Origin of the sequence: Marinomonas sp. (assembly GCF_965225885.1) — a bacterium.
In the GTDB taxonomy this organism is placed as follows: Bacteria; Pseudomonadota; Gammaproteobacteria; order Pseudomonadales; family Marinomonadaceae; genus Marinomonas.
In genome coordinates, this window is record NZ_OZ245329.1 from 4608471 (window position 1) to 4625551 (window position 17081).

The window sequence follows — 17081 nt, forward strand, 5'->3', positions numbered from 1 at the left end:
TGTTTTGATATTGGATGGAGAATGTTTTTTGATACGCAATGGAGAACGCGACTATGAGGCTTTTCACTTTTTTTGTGCTGTTTTCGGCCCTTCTATCGGGCTGTTCGTCCAATGTTAAGTTGGCAGGGCAAAATGTCAGCAATGTTGACTCTAGTGTAGACATTGATAAATCCGCATCGATTGTCGTAGTTCCTAGCAAGGATGGCGAAGATCTGACAAATAAGCGCTACATTCCCGATATTATCAGCGCATTGAAAGAGCGCGGCTTTACTAACGTTTCGGACACCCAAAGCAATCCAGACTATCACCTGGTAATAAATTTCACGTCAGCAGAAACCACAGAAACCAAGAAGGTTCCTGTGTTTAATAATGAAAGAAATATTCCTTACACCGTTTGTCATAGAAACCCGAGTACTGACGCACGAACCTGTGTCACACGTTATCACCAATTTATGGAGCCCATTGTCAGTGGCTACCAAAATGTAGAAACACCAACCAAGGTTTATACCTTTCAGTACAAGCTAACAGATAAGCAAAACAAGCTGATTTTAGATTCTAGCAATACCGTGGTTCATCCGGATTGCTCTAAATGGAAAATGTTCAAGTTCTTAGCAAAAGACACAATAGCCAGAGCCAATTTTAATGATCCGGTCGACAAACCTTATGCAGTCGAGATGAAAGAAGGTTATAGCTGCGAATAAAATCCATTCTGAATCAACGAGCTAGAAGAGATACTTCTAGCTCGCTGTTATTTCATATTTCACGTTGTGTTTTGCGATTGCGCTCTTCCTCGATATTTCTTACTACTAATTGATCTTAGCCGTTAAGCATATATAAGAAATCGTTATCATCTTTTCGGTCTCTTTCTGCGTATCCATCTATACTGTGTATAAGCCACTTTTGTTTGGGCGTGGCTGTATCAGGACTTTTTCCAAATCCATTATGCTCACTCTGTGAGGCAAGGGGGAATCCATGATCAATCATGTTTGGGGTCTTATTCATCATCCAGATAAGGAATGGCGCGAAATAAATAAGGAACATGAGTCGGTAAGTCATTTGTACTTACATCATGTTCTTTGGATGGCGGCCATTCCTGTTGTCAGTACCTTTATCGGTACGACGCAATTTGGTTGGACGTTCGGAGGTGACGAAGCCATCAAGGTGTCTTTTATGGATGGCCTTGGTTTAGGCGTGCTGTTTTATGCTCTGATTCTTGTCGCTGTAGCGATGGTCGGTAGTCTAATTCATTGGATGGCGCGAAACTTCCCGAATCGCCCTCCTCGTCAAGAATGTATAGTGTTTGCGGGGTATATTGCTACACCCATGTTTTTAAGCGGTATCTTTGCTATTTATCCAATCATTTGGCTATGTTTGCTCGCTTGTGTGACAGGTGTCGCTTATACAGGTTACCTATTGTATCGCGGCACGCCGAGCTTCTTGGGCATCAGCCATAAACAAGGTTTTATTCTCTCTAGTACCACGCTTGGTATAGGGGTTTTAGTGTTAGAGGCTTTGTTGGCTGCTGTGGTACTACTTTGGAGTCTCGGTTCTGAACACAGCATTGTGTGGAGCTTCTTCCAATAACGACTCTTTATTTAGTCTGATAGACAGACAAAACCAGCGCCTTTCTTTAGCAAGCAGCGGAACTTTTTCTGCTGCTTGCTTTCTTATGCTTACTTATTGTTGTCACTAATTTATGATACTTTTCATATGCCAGTGGTTTTAGGCTATTGATTAGATTGATAAAAGGCTATGCTTACAGGATCATTACTCTTCTTATTTGTAGAATGAACTCTTTTAAATAATCACATTTAGAGAACGATTGTTAGGACAACAACCATGCTCGCACAGTACATTCAAACTATATTGCCGCTCACTAGAAAGGAGTTTTGCCCTTGAGCTCACTTATTTGGCTACCTTTTCTTCCTTTATTAGGTACGTTAATCCCGCTTATTACCGCTCGCTTTAGTCGCACCGCTTGTGCGTTTATGACAGCTGCATTACCTGCTTTAACTCTCTTTTTAGTCCTTACTCATGCTGGTGATATTTTCCAAGGGGAACGTTTTCTCGCGGCAATTCCTTGGATCCCTGCTATTGGTTTAGAGCTGGCCTTCCGTTTAGATGGCTTGGCGCTGTTATTCTCTATTTTGATTCTGGGCATTGGTTTACTGGTTATTCTGTATGCCCGCTATTATTTATCAGCGAAAGATTCCATTGGTAAGTTTTACTCTTACCTAATCCTTTTTATGTTCGCCATGCTTGGCGTGGTGCTGTCTGACAACTTAATTCAGCTGTGGTTTTTCTGGGAATTAACCAGTATTAGTTCTTTCTTGCTGATCAGCTTCTGGGGACACAAAACGGAAGCCAGAAAAGGCGCAAGAATGGCGCTAACGGTTACGGGTGCTGGCGGCTTAGCTCTATTGGCCGGTTTACTGATTCTAGGGAACACGGTTGGCAGCTTTAGTCTTCAAGATGTTTTAAACAGTGGCGAATTGATCAAAGCCAGTGCGAATTATCCGATTATTGTGGTTTTAGTTTTACTAGGTGCTTTTACTAAATCGGCTCAGTTCCCATTCCATTTTTGGCTACCCAATGCCATGGCAGCACCAACACCAGTCAGTGCATACCTACATTCTGCAACCATGGTAAAAGCCGGTATTTTCTTGATGGCGCGTTTTTACCCAGCGCTTGCAGATACTGATCTTTGGTTCTTGATTGTTAGTTTGACAGGTTTGGCAACTTTCCTTGTCGGCGCTTACATCGCGATATTCCAACATGATTTAAAAGGGCTGTTGGCTAACTCGACCATCAGTCATTTGGGTTTGATTACCTTATTACTCGGCATGGGGACAGACCTCGCCGCCGTAGCGGCCATCTTCCATATTATCAACCACGCCATTTTTAAAGCGTCTTTATTTATGGCGGCAGGTATTATTGATCATGAATCTGGTTCGCGCGATATGCGCCAGTTAAATGGTCTCTGGAAATACATGCCTTACACGGCGACTCTGGCGATGGTGGCATCAGCCTCTATGGCGGGCGTGCCATTGATGAATGGTTTCTTATCAAAAGAAATGTTCTTCACCGAAACCCTGCATCAAGCATCACTTGGCTCCTTGTCTTGGTTCATTCCAGTATTGGCAACTTTGGGTGGCGTGTTTGCGGTGGCTTACTCAATGCGCTTTATCCACGATGTGTTCTTTAATGGTGAGCCAATTAACTTACCCAAAACACCTCATGAGCCTCCACGTTACATGCGTGTTCCTGTAGAGATTCTGGTTGGGCTTTGTTTAATTGTCGGTATTTTCCCAAGTTTGGTGGTTGGTGACCTGTTACTTGCCGCAGCAAGCGCCACGCTTAATGGCCCTGCGCCAAGCTATAGTCTGGCAATTTGGCATGGTTTTAACTTCCCGTTATTAATGAGTGTTATCGCTTTGGTTGGCGGCTTGTACATGTATCACAACCGCTCTCACATGTTTAAGTTCCAAGCACAATTCCCAACCAGTGACCCTAAGTTGGTATTTGAAGGAGTTATCCAATACCTGACGAACAAGGCCAATCGCATTATTGCTTTCACCGAAAATGGCTCACTACAACGCTATATTTTCTTTGTTTTAGCTTTCGCTATTGTGATGACGGCATCTACCTTGATGAAGCTGAATACAACAGCAGGACAACGCCCTGAGATTCCTCTTGATGCATTATCCATTACTTGCGCTGTGTTGTTATGTGTTTCCGCTTTAGCCACTGTTATATGGCACAGAAGACGAGTTATTGCTTTGCTAACCTTGTCTGTTGTCGGTTTGATTGTTTCGTTGGCATTCGCTCAGTTTTCAGCACCTGACTTGGCGCTTACTCAGCTTTCGGTTGAAGTTGTGACGGTTATCTTATTGATCTTGGCACTGTTCTTTTTGCCACAAAACACCCCGAAAGAATCTTCTCTTCGTCGAGTGGTGCGCGACTTAAGTCTCGCATCATTAATTGGTGGGGTTGTCGGTACTATTTCTTATGCCTTGATGACTCGTCCTCTCGATACGATTTCGACTTTTTTTACCGAGAACAGTAAAACCGGTGGCGGAGGAACCAATATTGTAAACGTGATTTTGGTGGATTTCCGTGGCTTCGATACCCTTGGTGAAATCACCGTGTTGGGTATTGCTGCATTAGGTATTTATAAATTGATCGCTAAAATGCGTCTCTTTATGCCATCCAGCGACGACAATGGCTTAGCTTGGTCGGAAGATCGCTACCCTATTCTTTTAGCGGTGATTTCCCAGAGTTTGTTGCCACTAGCACTGTTGGTTTCTGCGTATATCTTCTTACGCGGGCACAACATGCCGGGCGGCGGTTTTATTGCTGGCTTAATTACATCGGTTGCCATTATCCAACAGTATGTGGCGCACGGTGTTGACTGGATTAAGACTCGTATCAAGTTGGATTATCAAGTAATGATTGGCTCGGGTATTGGTATTGCGACTCTAAGTGGTTTGGGTAGCTGGGTCTTTGGACATCCGTTCTTGTCGTCTTGGTTCGATTATTTCTACTTACCAGTGATTGGCAAATTCGAATTAGCCAGTGCCATGGTTTTTGATCTTGGTGTTTTCCTCACAGTAGTGGGTGCAACGATGTTGATCCTTGCCAATCTAGGTCAGTTGACCACCAGTGAGCGTCCTATTCAAAAGGAGCACGATTAATGGAAGGTTTATACGCATTTTGCGTTGGCTTATTAACCGCCTGCGGAATCTTTCTTGCGTTACGAGGCCGCACTTTTTCTGTGGTTATCGGCTTAACTTTATTGTCTTACGCCGTGAACTTGTTCTTGTTTGCCAGTGGCAGACTCAAACTTAATGCTGCTGCGGTACTGGGTGAATCTGAGCAATACAGTGACCCACTTCCTCAAGCCTTGGTATTAACAGCCATTGTAATTGGTTTTGCGATGACAGCCTTTGCCGTAATTCTAGCAATGCGTGCTCGCGCCGATTTGGGTAACGACCATGTTGATGGCACTTTGCCAGCACAGCCGGGCGATGCCTCGAAGAAATCAGGAGGGAGCCAATAAATGCAACACCTGAGCATTTTTCCAATTCTGATTCCTTTGTTATTTGGCGCCATCATGTTGTTGCCGCCAATATCACGTGACATCAATTCGCAGCGTATTACTTCAATCATTGGCACCTTGTTTTTACTGATTTCATCCGCCGTTTTGTTGTACAAAATAAACGCCGAAGGTACTCAGCTTTATGCCTTAGGTGGCTGGCAAGCGCCTTTTGGTATTGCATTAGTGGCAGACAAGGTTTCCAGCCTTCTAGTGCTATTAACGGCATTTTTAGCTTTCTGCGTGATGCTGTATGCTGTCGCAGGACAAGACAAAGGTGGCGCGTATTTCCACCCACTGTTTATGTTCCAAATAATGGGCATTAACGGTGCTTTCTTAACAGGCGATATATTTAACTTATTCGTCTTTTTCGAAGTATTACTAATCGCTTCTTATGCGCTATTAATCCATGCTGGCGGCAAACAAAAAACCCAAGCAGCTTTGCACTATGTCATTCTTAACCTTGTTGGTTCTAGCCTATTCTTGTTCGGCCTTGGCATTTTATATGGCACGCTTGGCACGCTAAATATGGCAGACATGGCAATCAAAGTTGGCCAACTGCAAGGTGAAACGGCGACATTAGCAAAAACCGGTGCGCTGTTATTATTAGTCGTATTCGGCTTAAAAGCTGCCATGCTGCCAATGCATTTTTGGTTACCGAAAACCTACGCCAGCGCTAGTGCACCAGTCGCTGCGTTATTTGCCATTATGACCAAGGTAGGGATTTACAGTATTTTCCGCGTCTATACTGTTATTTTTGGCGACGATGCTGGCGAACTGGCCAACATTGCTACTCCTTGGTTATGGCCAATGGCCTTGTTAACCATCACCATTGGTACCATAGGTGTATTCGCAAGTCCTGGAATCAAAACACTCAGCGCGAATTTAGTCATTATCTCCAGTGGCAGTTTATTGGCCTGTGCAGCAATCAATTCAGAAGCAGCCACCTCTGCGGCTCTGTATTACATGGTGCATAGTACTTTGGCATCAGCAGGGTTATTTTTGCTCGCCGATGTGATGTCTCGCCAACGCGGCAAAGCCGAAGACCGTTTTGTGCGCTCACGTCCTTTTGTTCAACCTAGATTATTAGGCTTTGGATTTGCGATTTCTGCTTTGGCGTTAATCGGCATGCCGCCATTATCTGGGTTTGTTGGCAAAATCATGATTTTGCAAGCAACGCAGTCTTCAGCGCAAACCATGTGGGTTTGGCCCTTGATTCTGATTGGTAGCTTGGCTGCATTGATTACTTTCTCACGAGCTGGCACCACGCTTTTCTGGCGTCACAATGGCAGTGTGGCTGCAGAAGCGGAACCCGCTAAAACCACTGAAATCATGGGTATCGGCTTATTGTTACTTGCTTCTCCAATTCTGGTTTTATTTGGTGGCGATATTACTCAATTTACTCAGCAAGCGGCACAACATCTTCATGATATCCAGTCTTCTGCTTATGCATTATTACCAGGAGTAGCGCAATGAAGTTATTCCCTATGCCATTTCACAGCCTATTGCTGTTTGTCGTGTGGCTGTTATTGAACAATTCCATTAGTGCTGGGCACATGGTATTGGCAATTTTCTTTGCGGTCACCATCCCCTTACTGGTAAACAGTATGCGTGATGAACACCCTAAGATTCTTAAACCCTGGTTAGCAATTCGCTACGTACTCATGGTGTTGAAAGATATCTTGGTCGCCAATGTGGAAGTGGCGTTACTGATTATTGGTCCGATCAAAAAGTTGAAACCGGGCTTTGTCGCGATTCCGATCAATATCGACTCAGACTTAGGCATCACTATTTTAGCCAGCACTGTGTCTCTTACTCCGGGAACCGTGAGCGCGGAAGTATCGAAAGACAAAGCATGGCTCTATGTCCATTCACTTCACCTAGATGACGAGGCAGAACTGATTAAATCGGTTAAGCAACGCTATGAAAAGCCAATCAAGGAGATATTTGGATGCTAAAGATAACCATCACCATAGTGGCGGTGTGTATTTGCATCGCGCTAATTTTGAATTTGTGGCGTCTTTTAAAAGGCCCAACTGTATCAGACCGAATTCTGGCGTTAGATACCATGTACATCAACGCCATTGCACTGATTTTGCTCTACGGCATTTATGTAGAAAGTGCTTTGTATTTTGAAGCAGCACTATTAATTGCCATGTTAGGATTTGTCAGTACTGCGGCTCTATGTAAATACTTACTTCGCGGCGACATCATAGAATAAGGATCTGTTATGCCTTTTTATCTCGAAATTATTATCTGTGTGTCTTTGCTTGTTGGCGGCATTTTTCTATTGATCGGCTCTTATGGTCTTGCTCGTTTACCTGACATTTATATGCGTTTGCATAGCCCAACAAAAGCATCAACATTGGGAATTACTGGTGTTTTAGTTGCATCGATGATTTTTCAAAGCCACTTGAAAGGATTCCTTTCCATTCAAGAGTTTTTGATCACTTTGTTCCTGTTGATTACGGCGCCAGTCGCGGCAAATATGATTGCCAAAACGGCACTGCACTATCGCACTAAGCCGCTAGAAAAAACGCAAAACCAAGAGCTTATGGAAACAATTCGTGATCGAGAATCGCCTAGCAAACCACAGGATCAACAATAAGCAACTTGGCAATATCAGAACTTATCATGGGTTTATAGTAGTAGCCTTGAAAAATCTCACACCCTAACGACTTCAACATCTCAGCTTGCGGAGCGGTTTCTACTCCCTCCGCAACAATCACCAACTCTAAACTGCGCGCCAAATGAATAATGGTTTCACAGATTTTAGTGTCTTCGGTATGACGATCACATTCTTCAACAAACGATTGATCAATTTTCAAGATATCCAATGGTAAGCGTTTCAAATAGCTCAATGATGAATAACCTGTACCAAAATCGTCTACAGATATCCTAATGTCTAAGGCCTTCAGTTCCGCCATTACTTCAATACAGCGCTGAATATCTTGTAGAAGAACGCCTTCGGTAATTTCAATTTCTAGCAAGCTGCCCTCAATACCATAAACATTTAACTTTTGTGAAATATAAGCGACTAAAAAATCAGACACCAAATGTCGCCCTGAAAGGTTCACGGCAATAGGGACAATATGTAAACCTTGATCTCGCCATGCTTTTTGTTGCTGTAAAGCCTGATCAATTACCCACTCATCAATTTTAATGATTAAGTTAGATTCTTCCGCAATAGGGATAAAGTCAGCAGGTGAAATAAGCCCTTTGGTTGGATGATTCCATCGGATCAAAGCTTCCAAACCAAGAATATTATCCTTTTCCATAAAGACTTTAGGCTGAAACACCAAAGAGAATTGCTCTGACGCAAGCGCATCATTGATTTCTTTTTCAAAACCAAACTTTTTCGTAACGATATTAGACATTTCAGGGGTGAAAAACTGCGCATTATCGCGACCCTTTTCTTTTGCCCAATACATAGCAATATCAGCTTGTTGAATCAACTTGTCAGCATCCAGACTTTGCTCGCCGGTATAGGCAATACCAATGCTGGTTGGAATAGTGAAATATTGTTCATTTAAATGCACGGGTGCTCGCATAGCCTCTAAAATTTGCTGAGCTCGTTTAGCTAAGCGGCTCTCCGTAACATCTTCAGTCATCATGAAGACAAATTCATCGCCACCCCAACGGGCAATGACATCAAATTGATCCGATACCGAAATTAAGCGTCTTGCCACTTCACAAAGCAGCTCGTCACCGGCTTTATGACCTAAGGTATCATTGATAATTTTAAAATTATCTAAATCCAAAAATAGCAACCCGACAGACGTCTTCTGTTTGGTAGCAAAAAGCAAAGCGCTAACAAGCGAGTCCATTAAATAAGTACGATTGTACAAGCTGGTCAAGGGATCGCTGTACGCTAAAAACTTCAAGCGTTCCTGTAGCTTCACATGGCGAGTCATATCTCTTATATGAAGTGTGTACTCACTTTCTTGCGCAGAGTCTGCATTCGCTTTGGTGATCGCAATTTCAGCAGGAAAGTCATTATTCGGGCTGCGCTGCAAGCGAAACGGATTACGTCGATTCAATATCAAGCCGTTTGATGTGGAGAAACCTGAGTTCAAACTTTCAAAAATCTTCTTTCTGTCTTCTTCACGAATAAAAAGACCGATAAAGCTTTTGCCTTCAACCTGTTTTTTCAGACAGCCAAATGTTCGTTCTGCCGCTGGGTTAAATTCCATTACGGAACCAAAGCGGTTAATGGTAACAATACAATCCATTGAAGAATTCAATATCGCAGACTTACGCATTTCGCTTTCTTGAAAACGCATCAAGGCATCATCACGCTGTGCAATTTCAGTACTCACTCGATCAATAACTTGATTGTATTTACGAGCTATCTGGCCCACTTCCGTAAATGGCTCTTCTGGCACAGGTTTCGAAAAATCGGCATTATTTTGTTGGTATTGCATGGAGGTCAGCAAATCAAATAGCTCAGTCGTCGCTCTATGCTCAGCCACATTTAGGCCTTGCTCTTCTTGCTCTCTGCTTGCTCGTAGCGGCATAAAGCGATTTAGCACCACATGCAGGCATAACCCACCACAAAACAATAGAAGCCAATAACGACAATACCTAAGGCTTGCACCCCGAGCTGTTCTAAGAAGCCTAATCCATTATCTATTTTGTCTGTTTGACCAAACAGAGCGACACTCAAAGTTCCCCAAATACCAGCAAACAAATGGGCAGGAACAACATCAAGGGCGTCATCTAAGCGCCAACGCTCCATCAATACACTGCCAAAGTACACGACAACACCAGAAACAGCGCCAATAATCACGGATGCCCCAGGTGACACAACATGACAAGAAGCGGTAATCCCCACTAAACCGGCAATCGTGCCATTCAGCACAAAACCAACTTCAATATAGCCATCCCGGAAATAATTAATGCCTGCGGCAATGAGAGCGCCCCAAGCAGCAGAGATAAAGGTATTTAGAATGATCACTGGCACATCATCGTTAAGTGCCAATGTGCTACCACCATTGAAGCCAATCCATCCAAACCAAATAAGTAACGTGCCTAGAGCAGACAAGGGAAGATTATTACCGGGCGGTAACCGAATGCCCTCTTCGAAGCGCCCCATACGAGGCCCAATAATGATAATCGCAGCCAATGCCACCCACCCACCGACAGAATGCACCACGGTAGAACCCGCAAAATCGATAAAACCCAGCGCCTCAAGCCAACCCTGTGGACCTTCTGAAGGGTAAACACCAGACCAAGCCCAATGCCCAACAATTGGATAAATAATCGCACTTAACACAACCGTAATCGCCAAATAGCCGATAAATGTCATACGTTCGGCAACCGCACCAGAGGTTAATGTTGCCGCGGTACCACAAAACATCATCTGAAAAAGGAAAAAACTTATTTCCCAAGGCGTGTGCTGATCATTAAAGAAGAAATCGCTAACACCAAACAACCCTGATACAGAATCACCAAACATGACGCCAAAGCCAAATAGCCAAAATAAGGTCGTCGATATAATAAAGTCAGATATATTCTTTGCCGCGACGTTGATGCTGTTTTTACTACGAATACGGCCGCTTTCTAAACACAAAAAACCAGCCTGCATCATAAATACAAGCGCAGAGCTCACCAACAACCAATAGTATTCTGCCATATACATCCTAAACGGTTAGAACCGCACCAAAAAGGCTCATGCTAAATAACGTGGGACAAATAACAAACACACCATACAAGGTGCTAAGAACAAAAAAGTAAAGACGAGAAGCAGTACTATGAACACCACCGTTAATCATTCAATAGTTAAGCCAACTATTGAAACTAGCCAATTATAAAAAAGCAGGACAACAAAAAAGGCTACTCAAATGTAATTAAGCAGCCTTTTCCAAAAAAACCATCATTTTGTATTTAACTAAATAAAATTAACCATTTAGTGTAAGAACATTGGTTTTACTGATGCGATGACGATAAATTTCACGAAGATATTTGATCGCATTTTTGACGTTATTTATATCCAACCGAATATCATTAATTGAAACAAAACGTTGGCTGTTATCAATCAACTCGCGGTACTTTTTCTCGTACATAGGTTTAATTGCATACCAGTTAGTGTCTAAAATCTTCGCTGGGTTTTCGTAAGTCGTAAAGTACTTGTCCACCAAAGTATCATCAAACTCATCATCTTGAATCATTTGAATAATCGCTTTATCAATTTCGTCAGTGTATCGGTAATCATCACGAGCAAAACAGCGTTTCATGTAAGCAACCATTAGCGTTAAAAAGTCATCACTTAAACATGGGCTTTTGGCAATAAGCGTCGTTAATGACAAGTTTGCCGATGCACCAATAACAAGCGCATAACGCTTCAATGTTGTATTAGGACACAGACGGTTCAAGTGCATTTTTAAACGATTCAATGCAGTAAAAGACAGTTTGTAATCTCTTGGCAATGAAATAATAGAAACGATAGATGAACAGTTCTTAAAGAAATGCAGATGATTCAGCGTTGTCGCATCGTAACCACTTTTTCGATAGTTCTTAATCGCTTCTCGGTATCGCTCTGATTCAACTGGCAATACACTGACGCCTTCAATAGCCGACGTATCATTATTAAAATGCGGTAACTCAATTGAGCGGCAGAATAAGTCATCGATATCAACGCTATCCTGACGTGTCCCTTCGTTCACCACACTTTCCGCATAAGCAACAGCCACTGGACCTGCTAGACTCATAAATAAGTCGTTAGCGTCCAAGCGGATAGTTTCCGCAATATCGATACCAGCACGACGGAAGTAATCTTCATCGTAATCCGTTGTCACAGCTTGAGCTGTCAAAATGTTAAAGATTTGCTGAGAAATATACTGGTTAGCGTATTTCTCCATGGTATTTACATCAATGTTATCTGAATCGCCGCCGTTCTCCTCTTCCGCATAACGCATAATGTCATTAGAAATCAACATCATAGAGTTCCATGGGCGAATTCGTTCCATCACATCAGCTGGAACCTCGTCGTCTTCACGCTCTTCGTTATACGAAAAATTCCACTCTTCTGAAATATACTTGGTCAACAAACGCCCAGCGTTAATATGCAATGCCTCAGAAATCTCAACATTTTTTCCTGAGATATTCGGCAATATGCAAATACCAGATGTAAAAATAGGCTCAAAGACAAAACTATGGCGTTTATCTGCCATCTGATTCTGATCTGAACGATAGTCAAAGGTTTTGCTCAAGTAAGAAAATTGTTGCGCCAAGCCAAACTCAGACGCCATACCAGAACCAGTACCGCCACCAGCACTAAAGATATAAAAATAAAGGCGAGACTGATTTGCTTTAATACCGCAGGAATCAACCAAATAAGAATGCATCTGTTTCCAGTTTTCATTACGGAATGTCGTCGCATCTTTGTTTAGAATAATCTTCGCGAGATATTGCCCGAGAATTGGAGCATTACCAGCGCCACCAGCGTGAACTTCAGACAAATCCATTATTTGTAATTTGGTGTATTCTTCTAGAAATTTCGTTCGCCCTTCTTGATTAGAAAAACGAATTCTTCCTTCAATATCTTTATCCAAGTCACCAAGTAAGACGATCGGCTCAATAAGAAAAACTGGCTTAAAACCATCTTTATCCTCAAGTGGCAGATGCTTGCGAATCCAGCGCATAGGTCTGAATTCACTTTCACTATCTAATATTTCTTGGCTTTCCACTTCTCGCATGTAATTGGTTCTAGCATCGTATACTAGAGACGCAACATCCAACGCAATATTAGAACCACAACGACCCAAACCAATTAGGCAAACAGATGGAAACACCTGCTCATTTACACCTTCTTCATCTGTCATTTGTGGATGGATTCGATTACGAACGACATCTAAATTTTCTAAGATCTGTTCTAAGTTCGTCTCAGTAAAATAAAGATGTTCTATTGGGAGATTTTCTTGGCTCATGCGGCATCCTTTTTGAAGCAAATAACTTACAACAGATAATCATTCACGTTACCAATGAAACGACATGATATAAAGCAGAATGCTCACCTGTTAAATGCACTATTTAATAAATTGTTTTGCTGATAGACATTGTGCAAACAATATCATCCTTATATGTCAATGACACTAATATGGTGAATGAGAGTATAAAATAAATAGGAATTTAGACGAATTAAGCGTTAATTAAGTGGATCAGAAATAAAAAAGCACCAGCTCAAGGCCTGCTTCTTATGAAGAGTAAGAAGACCATACTGACGCTTACACAATGGCATTAAAAATATAACAACAAAACTTCACGTTAGATTGTTTTTTGTACTATGCTACAAGGTATTGTGAACCATTATCCAAGGAGACTGTTTTGTCGATTTCATCAGTTTCATCAAGCAATCCTTTGTATCTGCCTAGCTTTTCTATGCAAGGAGAAGCACGTTCACACCAAAATTCTGGGCGCCCACAAGATCCGGTTCAATTGTCTGATCATGCTAAACAACAACTATCACTGTCCACACAAACCAAATTTGAACCGCCAAAGCCTGAGGAAAAGAGTGATGCAGGAAAAGAGTCCGTGCAAATATCCTCCAGTGTTGGTCGGCTTTCTCGAATTACAGGATTACAAAGGGAAGAAGTCGCTGCCTTGTATAGGTCAATCGATAAACTGACCTAAACTAAGGCAACAATTTTTATCTTACTCAGCTAAATGTGAGAATGTATCCATCAGAAACTAATGATTCAGCTTCACGCTGAAGATTGGCTAAAGTCAGAGGGCGACTGTCTAACCATCCGGATAAGAACTCAGCATGAAGGCTCTTATTATCGGCTTTCAGCGTAAAAATAGGCATATCGCCTTCTTTTCTATCGTGGTGCAACAAAATCGACAATCTCAGTAAAATAGATAAACGGTCTAAGTCTTGTTGATCACTTTTAGTAAAACGATAATCTAGAGACTGGGTAAACTTGCGGCGGTGCCGAAGAATTAAATTAGCCAGTGCTTGTTGTTCTTGCTGAGAGAAGCCAGGCATATCCGATTCACGGATGATATAAGCACCATGTTTATGATAACGACTGTGTGAAATCCCGGCGCCAACCTCATGAAGCAGGCCAGCCCAACGCAATAAATCTTCGCTAGATATACTGTTCAAATTCCAATCATCTTTCACTTGAGCTAAAGCAGATAAAGCAGTATTTGTGACGAGTTTTGCTTGCTCTGTATCGATGTGATATTGGTTCAACATATAATTAACAGTACGCTCACGAATATCGGTTTCAGCGTAACGTCCCATAATGTCATACAGTACACCTTCCCTTAAGGCACCGCTCGAAAAATCCATTTGCTTAATATCAAAGCACTCAAAAACTGCCGTTAATATAGCTATGCCAGCTGCAAAAGTGCTTTTTCGCTCAGGCTTAAGGTCTGGTAGATCGATGTTATCTGCATGCCCTGCTGAAAATAACGCCTTTTGAATTTGTCTTAGTGTTTTTAGGGTGATCCCTTTCTTGCTCCAATTATTTTCCTTAACAATATTGAAGGCAGCTTTTATGGTACCTGACGAGCCTATCGCCACGTCCCATGTTTCATCAAGGTAATCATCTTGAATACTGAGTAACTCTAGACGAGCTGCGGTTACGGCTTTCTGAAAATTAGATTTATTAATCACGCCATCATCAAAAAAGCGTTGTTTAAAACTCACGCAGCCCATGTGAAGGCTTTCCGTTAATATTGGCTCCAGCTGTTTACCAATAATAAACTCTGTACTGCCGCCACCGATATCAACCACTAATCTTTTCGAATCACCATGATCCATGGTTCTGGAAACACCCACGTAAATCAGACGAGCTTCTTCTCGACCCGCGATGATTTCAACAGGGTGACTCATTATATCCATTGCTTTACCAATGAAGTCATAGCGGTTTTTGGCAACCCGCAACGCATTGGTACCCACCACACGAACAGAGCCTGGAGGCATATCTTCGATGACTTGTGCGAACTGCGCTAGACAATCTAATCCTCGCTGCTGGGAGGCATCATCCAAGTGACCGTTAACCAAACCTGCGGCCAACTGCACCTTTTCCCCAAACTCTCCAGTAATTCTTAACTGCCCATGAGTAACTTGAGCGATAACCATATGAAAGCTGTTCGACCCTAAATCGATGGCAGCAATTTTTTCAAATGGGAAGTCATGAGATTGTTGCAAAAAGAGTGATTGCATTCAGAAAGCCTTATGATGCCGAAGTCTTAATAAGCACAAGAGTATATCAGTTACTGGTCGATGTCATCGGCAACAAAATACCAAAAACAACGGAGTATTTGATGAATTTTTTATAAAATTTAGCGTCATTTAATGAAAAGCAAGGTCTATTAATCACTTAATTTAAAAAAAACGCCTGCCTGAAGCCACGAAAAACCTGAGTTTGATCAAAAAATTACCAGAAAGTGTTTTTTTCCTAAGTTTCACTATAGACCTCGCCTTTAAGTCGAACTATAGTATGAATGGTCTTGATAGTGATAAAGCAGTTAAGCAGATCACATTTAGATCCCAATCAAATTGTTTCGCGCTGTATTGGCTTTTTGCCCTATCCGGGCTAGTAAAAAAACAGAACAAAAATCTAACCATCTTGTTTTGTGCTTTTGGTGCCGAGTAGCTGATACATTGTAAAATACTTCCAGACACAAATTATTGTTACTAATTGAATAACTCTAATTCCGTCAATTTTCCTCAAATGAGCTAATACAAAACCCGTTTATGAACCTTACCGACTTAAAACAGAAATCAGTACACGAACTTTTAGAAATCGCAGCAGAAATGGGCCTAGAAAACATGGCTCGTTCTCGCAAGCAAGATGTTATTTTCTCAATCCTAAAGCGTCATGCGAAAGGTGGGGAAGACATTTATGGCGACGGTATCTTAGAGATTCTTCAAGATGGCTTTGGCTTCCTTCGTTCACCTGACTGCTCATACTTAGCTGGTCCGGACGATATTTATGTATCACCAAGCCAAATTAGACGTTTCAATCTACGAACTGGCGACACCATTGCCGGAAAAATTCGTCCGCCAAAAGATGGCGAACGCTACTTTGCCTTATTAAAAGTTAATGAAATCAACTTTGATAAGCCGGAAAGCGTTCGTAACAAGATTCTTTTTGAAAATTTAACACCTTTATTTCCTGATGAGCGTCTATTGATGGAAGCTGGTAACGGCTCTACTGAAGATGTGACATCTCGTATCATTGACCTTGTTGCTCCAATGGGTAAAGGTCAACGTGCATTGGTTGTTTCTCCGCCGAAAGCCGGTAAAACGTTCATGCTGCAGAACATTGCCAATGCCATTACTCGTAACAATCCAGAATGTCATTTAATCGTGTTGCTTATTGACGAACGTCCTGAAGAAGTAACCGAAATGTCTCGTACCGTTCGCGGAGAAGTAGTTGCCTCGACATTTGATGAGCCACCAACTCGCCACGTTCAAGTAGCTGAAATGGTCCTCGAAAAAGCAAAACGCCTAGTTGAACATAAACGTGACGTTGTTATCTTACTGGATTCCATCACACGTTTGGCACGTGCCTACAACACTGTTATCCCTTCATCAGGCAAAGTATTGACTGGTGGTGTGGATGCAAATGCACTAGAACGCCCAAAACGCTTCTTCGGTGCCGCACGTAACATCGAAGAAGGCGGTAGCTTAACCATTATTGCAACGGCGCTTGTTGATACGGGCTCCAAAATGGATGAAGTAATCTTTGAAGAATTCAAAGGTACTGGTAACTCCGAATTGCACCTAGACCGTAAAATTGCTGAAAAACGTACCTTCCCTGCAATTAATATTCGCCGTTCAGGTACTCGTCGTGAAGACTTACTGACATCTGAAGATGAACTACAACGCATGTGGATTCTTCGTAAACTATTGAATCCGATGGAAGATGTCGCAGCGACAGAATTTTTGATTGACCGCCTAAAAGTAACTCAAACCAATGATGAGTTCTTTGAGTCGATGAAAGGCAAAAATAAATAAGTAGATATTTTC

At 42.2% G+C, this 17081-nt stretch carries 14 protein-coding genes; 10 read left to right on the forward strand and 4 right to left on the reverse strand.

Annotated elements, in window-relative coordinates; all coding sequences use genetic code 11:
• Positions 1 to 53 precede the first annotated feature (53 nt).
• The 8 genes from ACO05V_RS22070 (at position 54) to ACO05V_RS22105 (ending at position 7703) form a co-directional block, all read left to right on the forward strand.
• A complete protein-coding gene (locus ACO05V_RS22070; protein WP_421856770.1) occupies positions 54 to 701 on the forward strand; it encodes a hypothetical protein in 648 nt (215 codons plus the stop codon).
• A 271-nt stretch (positions 702 to 972) separates the two neighbouring features.
• Entirely contained in the window at positions 973 to 1584 is a 612-nt protein-coding gene (locus ACO05V_RS22075; RefSeq protein WP_212916641.1) for a Yip1 family protein, read from the forward strand.
• Between the two features lie 311 nt (positions 1585 to 1895).
• On the forward strand, positions 1896 to 4694 hold the full coding sequence (locus tag ACO05V_RS22080; protein ID WP_421856773.1) for a monovalent cation/H+ antiporter subunit A: 2799 nt from the start codon (positions 1896 to 1898) through the stop codon (positions 4692 to 4694).
• Positions 4694 to 5059, forward strand: a complete 366-nt coding sequence (locus tag ACO05V_RS22085) for a Na+/H+ antiporter subunit C (RefSeq protein ID WP_012071644.1) — start codon at positions 4694 to 4696, stop codon at positions 5057 to 5059. Before ACO05V_RS22080 ends, ACO05V_RS22085 begins: the two co-directional genes overlap by 1 nt.
• Complete coding sequence (locus ACO05V_RS22090) at positions 5060 to 6571, forward strand: monovalent cation/H+ antiporter subunit D (RefSeq protein WP_421856776.1); 1512 nt, start codon at positions 5060 to 5062, stop codon at positions 6569 to 6571.
• Positions 6568 to 7053, forward strand: coding sequence for a Na+/H+ antiporter subunit E (locus ACO05V_RS22095; protein WP_421856779.1), 486 nt, complete (start codon positions 6568 to 6570; stop codon positions 7051 to 7053). Before ACO05V_RS22090 ends, ACO05V_RS22095 begins: the two co-directional genes overlap by 4 nt.
• Positions 7047 to 7316 (forward strand): K+/H+ antiporter subunit F, encoded by a 270-nt coding sequence (locus ACO05V_RS22100; RefSeq protein ID WP_421856782.1) that lies wholly within the window; start codon positions 7047 to 7049, stop codon positions 7314 to 7316. Before ACO05V_RS22095 ends, ACO05V_RS22100 begins: the two co-directional genes overlap by 7 nt.
• A 9-nt stretch (positions 7317 to 7325) precedes the next feature.
• Positions 7326 to 7703 carry a Na+/H+ antiporter subunit G gene (locus ACO05V_RS22105; RefSeq protein WP_421856785.1) on the forward strand — a complete coding sequence of 126 codons (378 nt, stop codon included), beginning with the start codon at positions 7326 to 7328 and terminating at the stop codon, positions 7701 to 7703.
• Here ACO05V_RS22105 and ACO05V_RS22110 read toward each other — a convergent pair.
• From ACO05V_RS22110 to ACO05V_RS22120, 3 genes are all read right to left on the reverse strand, one after another.
• Positions 7678 to 9612 (reverse strand): EAL domain-containing protein, encoded by a 1935-nt coding sequence (locus ACO05V_RS22110; protein ID WP_421856788.1) that lies wholly within the window; start codon positions 9610 to 9612, stop codon positions 7678 to 7680. The two genes, ACO05V_RS22105 and ACO05V_RS22110, sit on opposite strands and share 26 nt — an antisense overlap.
• Before the next feature lie 8 nt (positions 9613 to 9620).
• Positions 9621 to 10730: an ammonium transporter gene (locus ACO05V_RS22115; RefSeq protein WP_421856791.1), complete on the reverse strand. Its 1110-nt coding sequence runs from the start codon at positions 10728 to 10730 to the stop codon at positions 9621 to 9623.
• 265 nt (positions 10731 to 10995) lie between these two features.
• A complete protein-coding gene (locus tag ACO05V_RS22120) occupies positions 10996 to 13023 on the reverse strand; it encodes a hypothetical protein (RefSeq protein WP_421856794.1) in 2028 nt (675 codons plus the stop codon).
• Between the two features lie 397 nt (positions 13024 to 13420).
• Between ACO05V_RS22120 and ACO05V_RS22125 the strand changes: the two genes are divergently transcribed.
• Positions 13421 to 13726, forward strand: a complete 306-nt coding sequence (locus ACO05V_RS22125; protein ID WP_421856797.1) for a hypothetical protein — start codon at positions 13421 to 13423, stop codon at positions 13724 to 13726.
• Between the two features lie 25 nt (positions 13727 to 13751).
• Here ACO05V_RS22125 and ACO05V_RS22130 read toward each other — a convergent pair whose 3' ends face one another.
• Positions 13752 to 15269: an HD domain-containing protein gene (locus ACO05V_RS22130; protein ID WP_421856800.1), complete on the reverse strand. Its 1518-nt coding sequence runs from the start codon at positions 15267 to 15269 to the stop codon at positions 13752 to 13754.
• Positions 15270 to 15803: 534 nt separating this feature from the next.
• Between ACO05V_RS22130 and rho the strand changes: the two genes are divergently transcribed.
• Complete coding sequence (rho, locus tag ACO05V_RS22135; RefSeq protein ID WP_421856803.1) at positions 15804 to 17069, forward strand: transcription termination factor Rho; 1266 nt, start codon at positions 15804 to 15806, stop codon at positions 17067 to 17069.
• Positions 17070 to 17081 lie beyond the last annotated feature (12 nt).

Excerpts from the sequence above, each read along its gene's own strand:
- ACO05V_RS22070 (WP_421856770.1), top strand. The coding sequence starts at position 54 with ATGAGGCTTTTCACTTTTTTTGTGCTGTTTTCGGCCCTTCTATCGGGC.
- ACO05V_RS22075 (WP_212916641.1), top strand. The coding sequence starts at position 973 with ATGATCAATCATGTTTGGGGTCTTATTCATCATCCAGATAAGGAATGG.
- ACO05V_RS22085 (WP_012071644.1), top strand. The coding sequence starts at position 4,694 with ATGGAAGGTTTATACGCATTTTGCGTTGGCTTATTAACCGCCTGCGGA.
- ACO05V_RS22090 (WP_421856776.1), top strand. The coding sequence starts at position 5,060 with ATGCAACACCTGAGCATTTTTCCAATTCTGATTCCTTTGTTATTTGGC.
- ACO05V_RS22095 (WP_421856779.1), top strand. The coding sequence starts at position 6,568 with ATGAAGTTATTCCCTATGCCATTTCACAGCCTATTGCTGTTTGTCGTG.
- ACO05V_RS22100 (WP_421856782.1), top strand. The coding sequence starts at position 7,047 with ATGCTAAAGATAACCATCACCATAGTGGCGGTGTGTATTTGCATCGCG.
- ACO05V_RS22105 (WP_421856785.1), top strand. The coding sequence starts at position 7,326 with ATGCCTTTTTATCTCGAAATTATTATCTGTGTGTCTTTGCTTGTTGGC.
- ACO05V_RS22110 (WP_421856788.1), bottom strand. The coding sequence starts at position 9,612 with ATGCCGCTACGAGCAAGCAGAGAGCAAGAAGAGCAAGGCCTAAATGTG.
- ACO05V_RS22115 (WP_421856791.1), bottom strand. The coding sequence starts at position 10,730 with ATGGCAGAATACTATTGGTTGTTGGTGAGCTCTGCGCTTGTATTTATG.
- ACO05V_RS22120 (WP_421856794.1), bottom strand. The coding sequence starts at position 13,023 with ATGAGCCAAGAAAATCTCCCAATAGAACATCTTTATTTTACTGAGACG.
- ACO05V_RS22130 (WP_421856800.1), bottom strand. The coding sequence starts at position 15,269 with ATGCAATCACTCTTTTTGCAACAATCTCATGACTTCCCATTTGAAAAA.
- rho (WP_421856803.1), top strand. The coding sequence starts at position 15,804 with ATGAACCTTACCGACTTAAAACAGAAATCAGTACACGAACTTTTAGAA.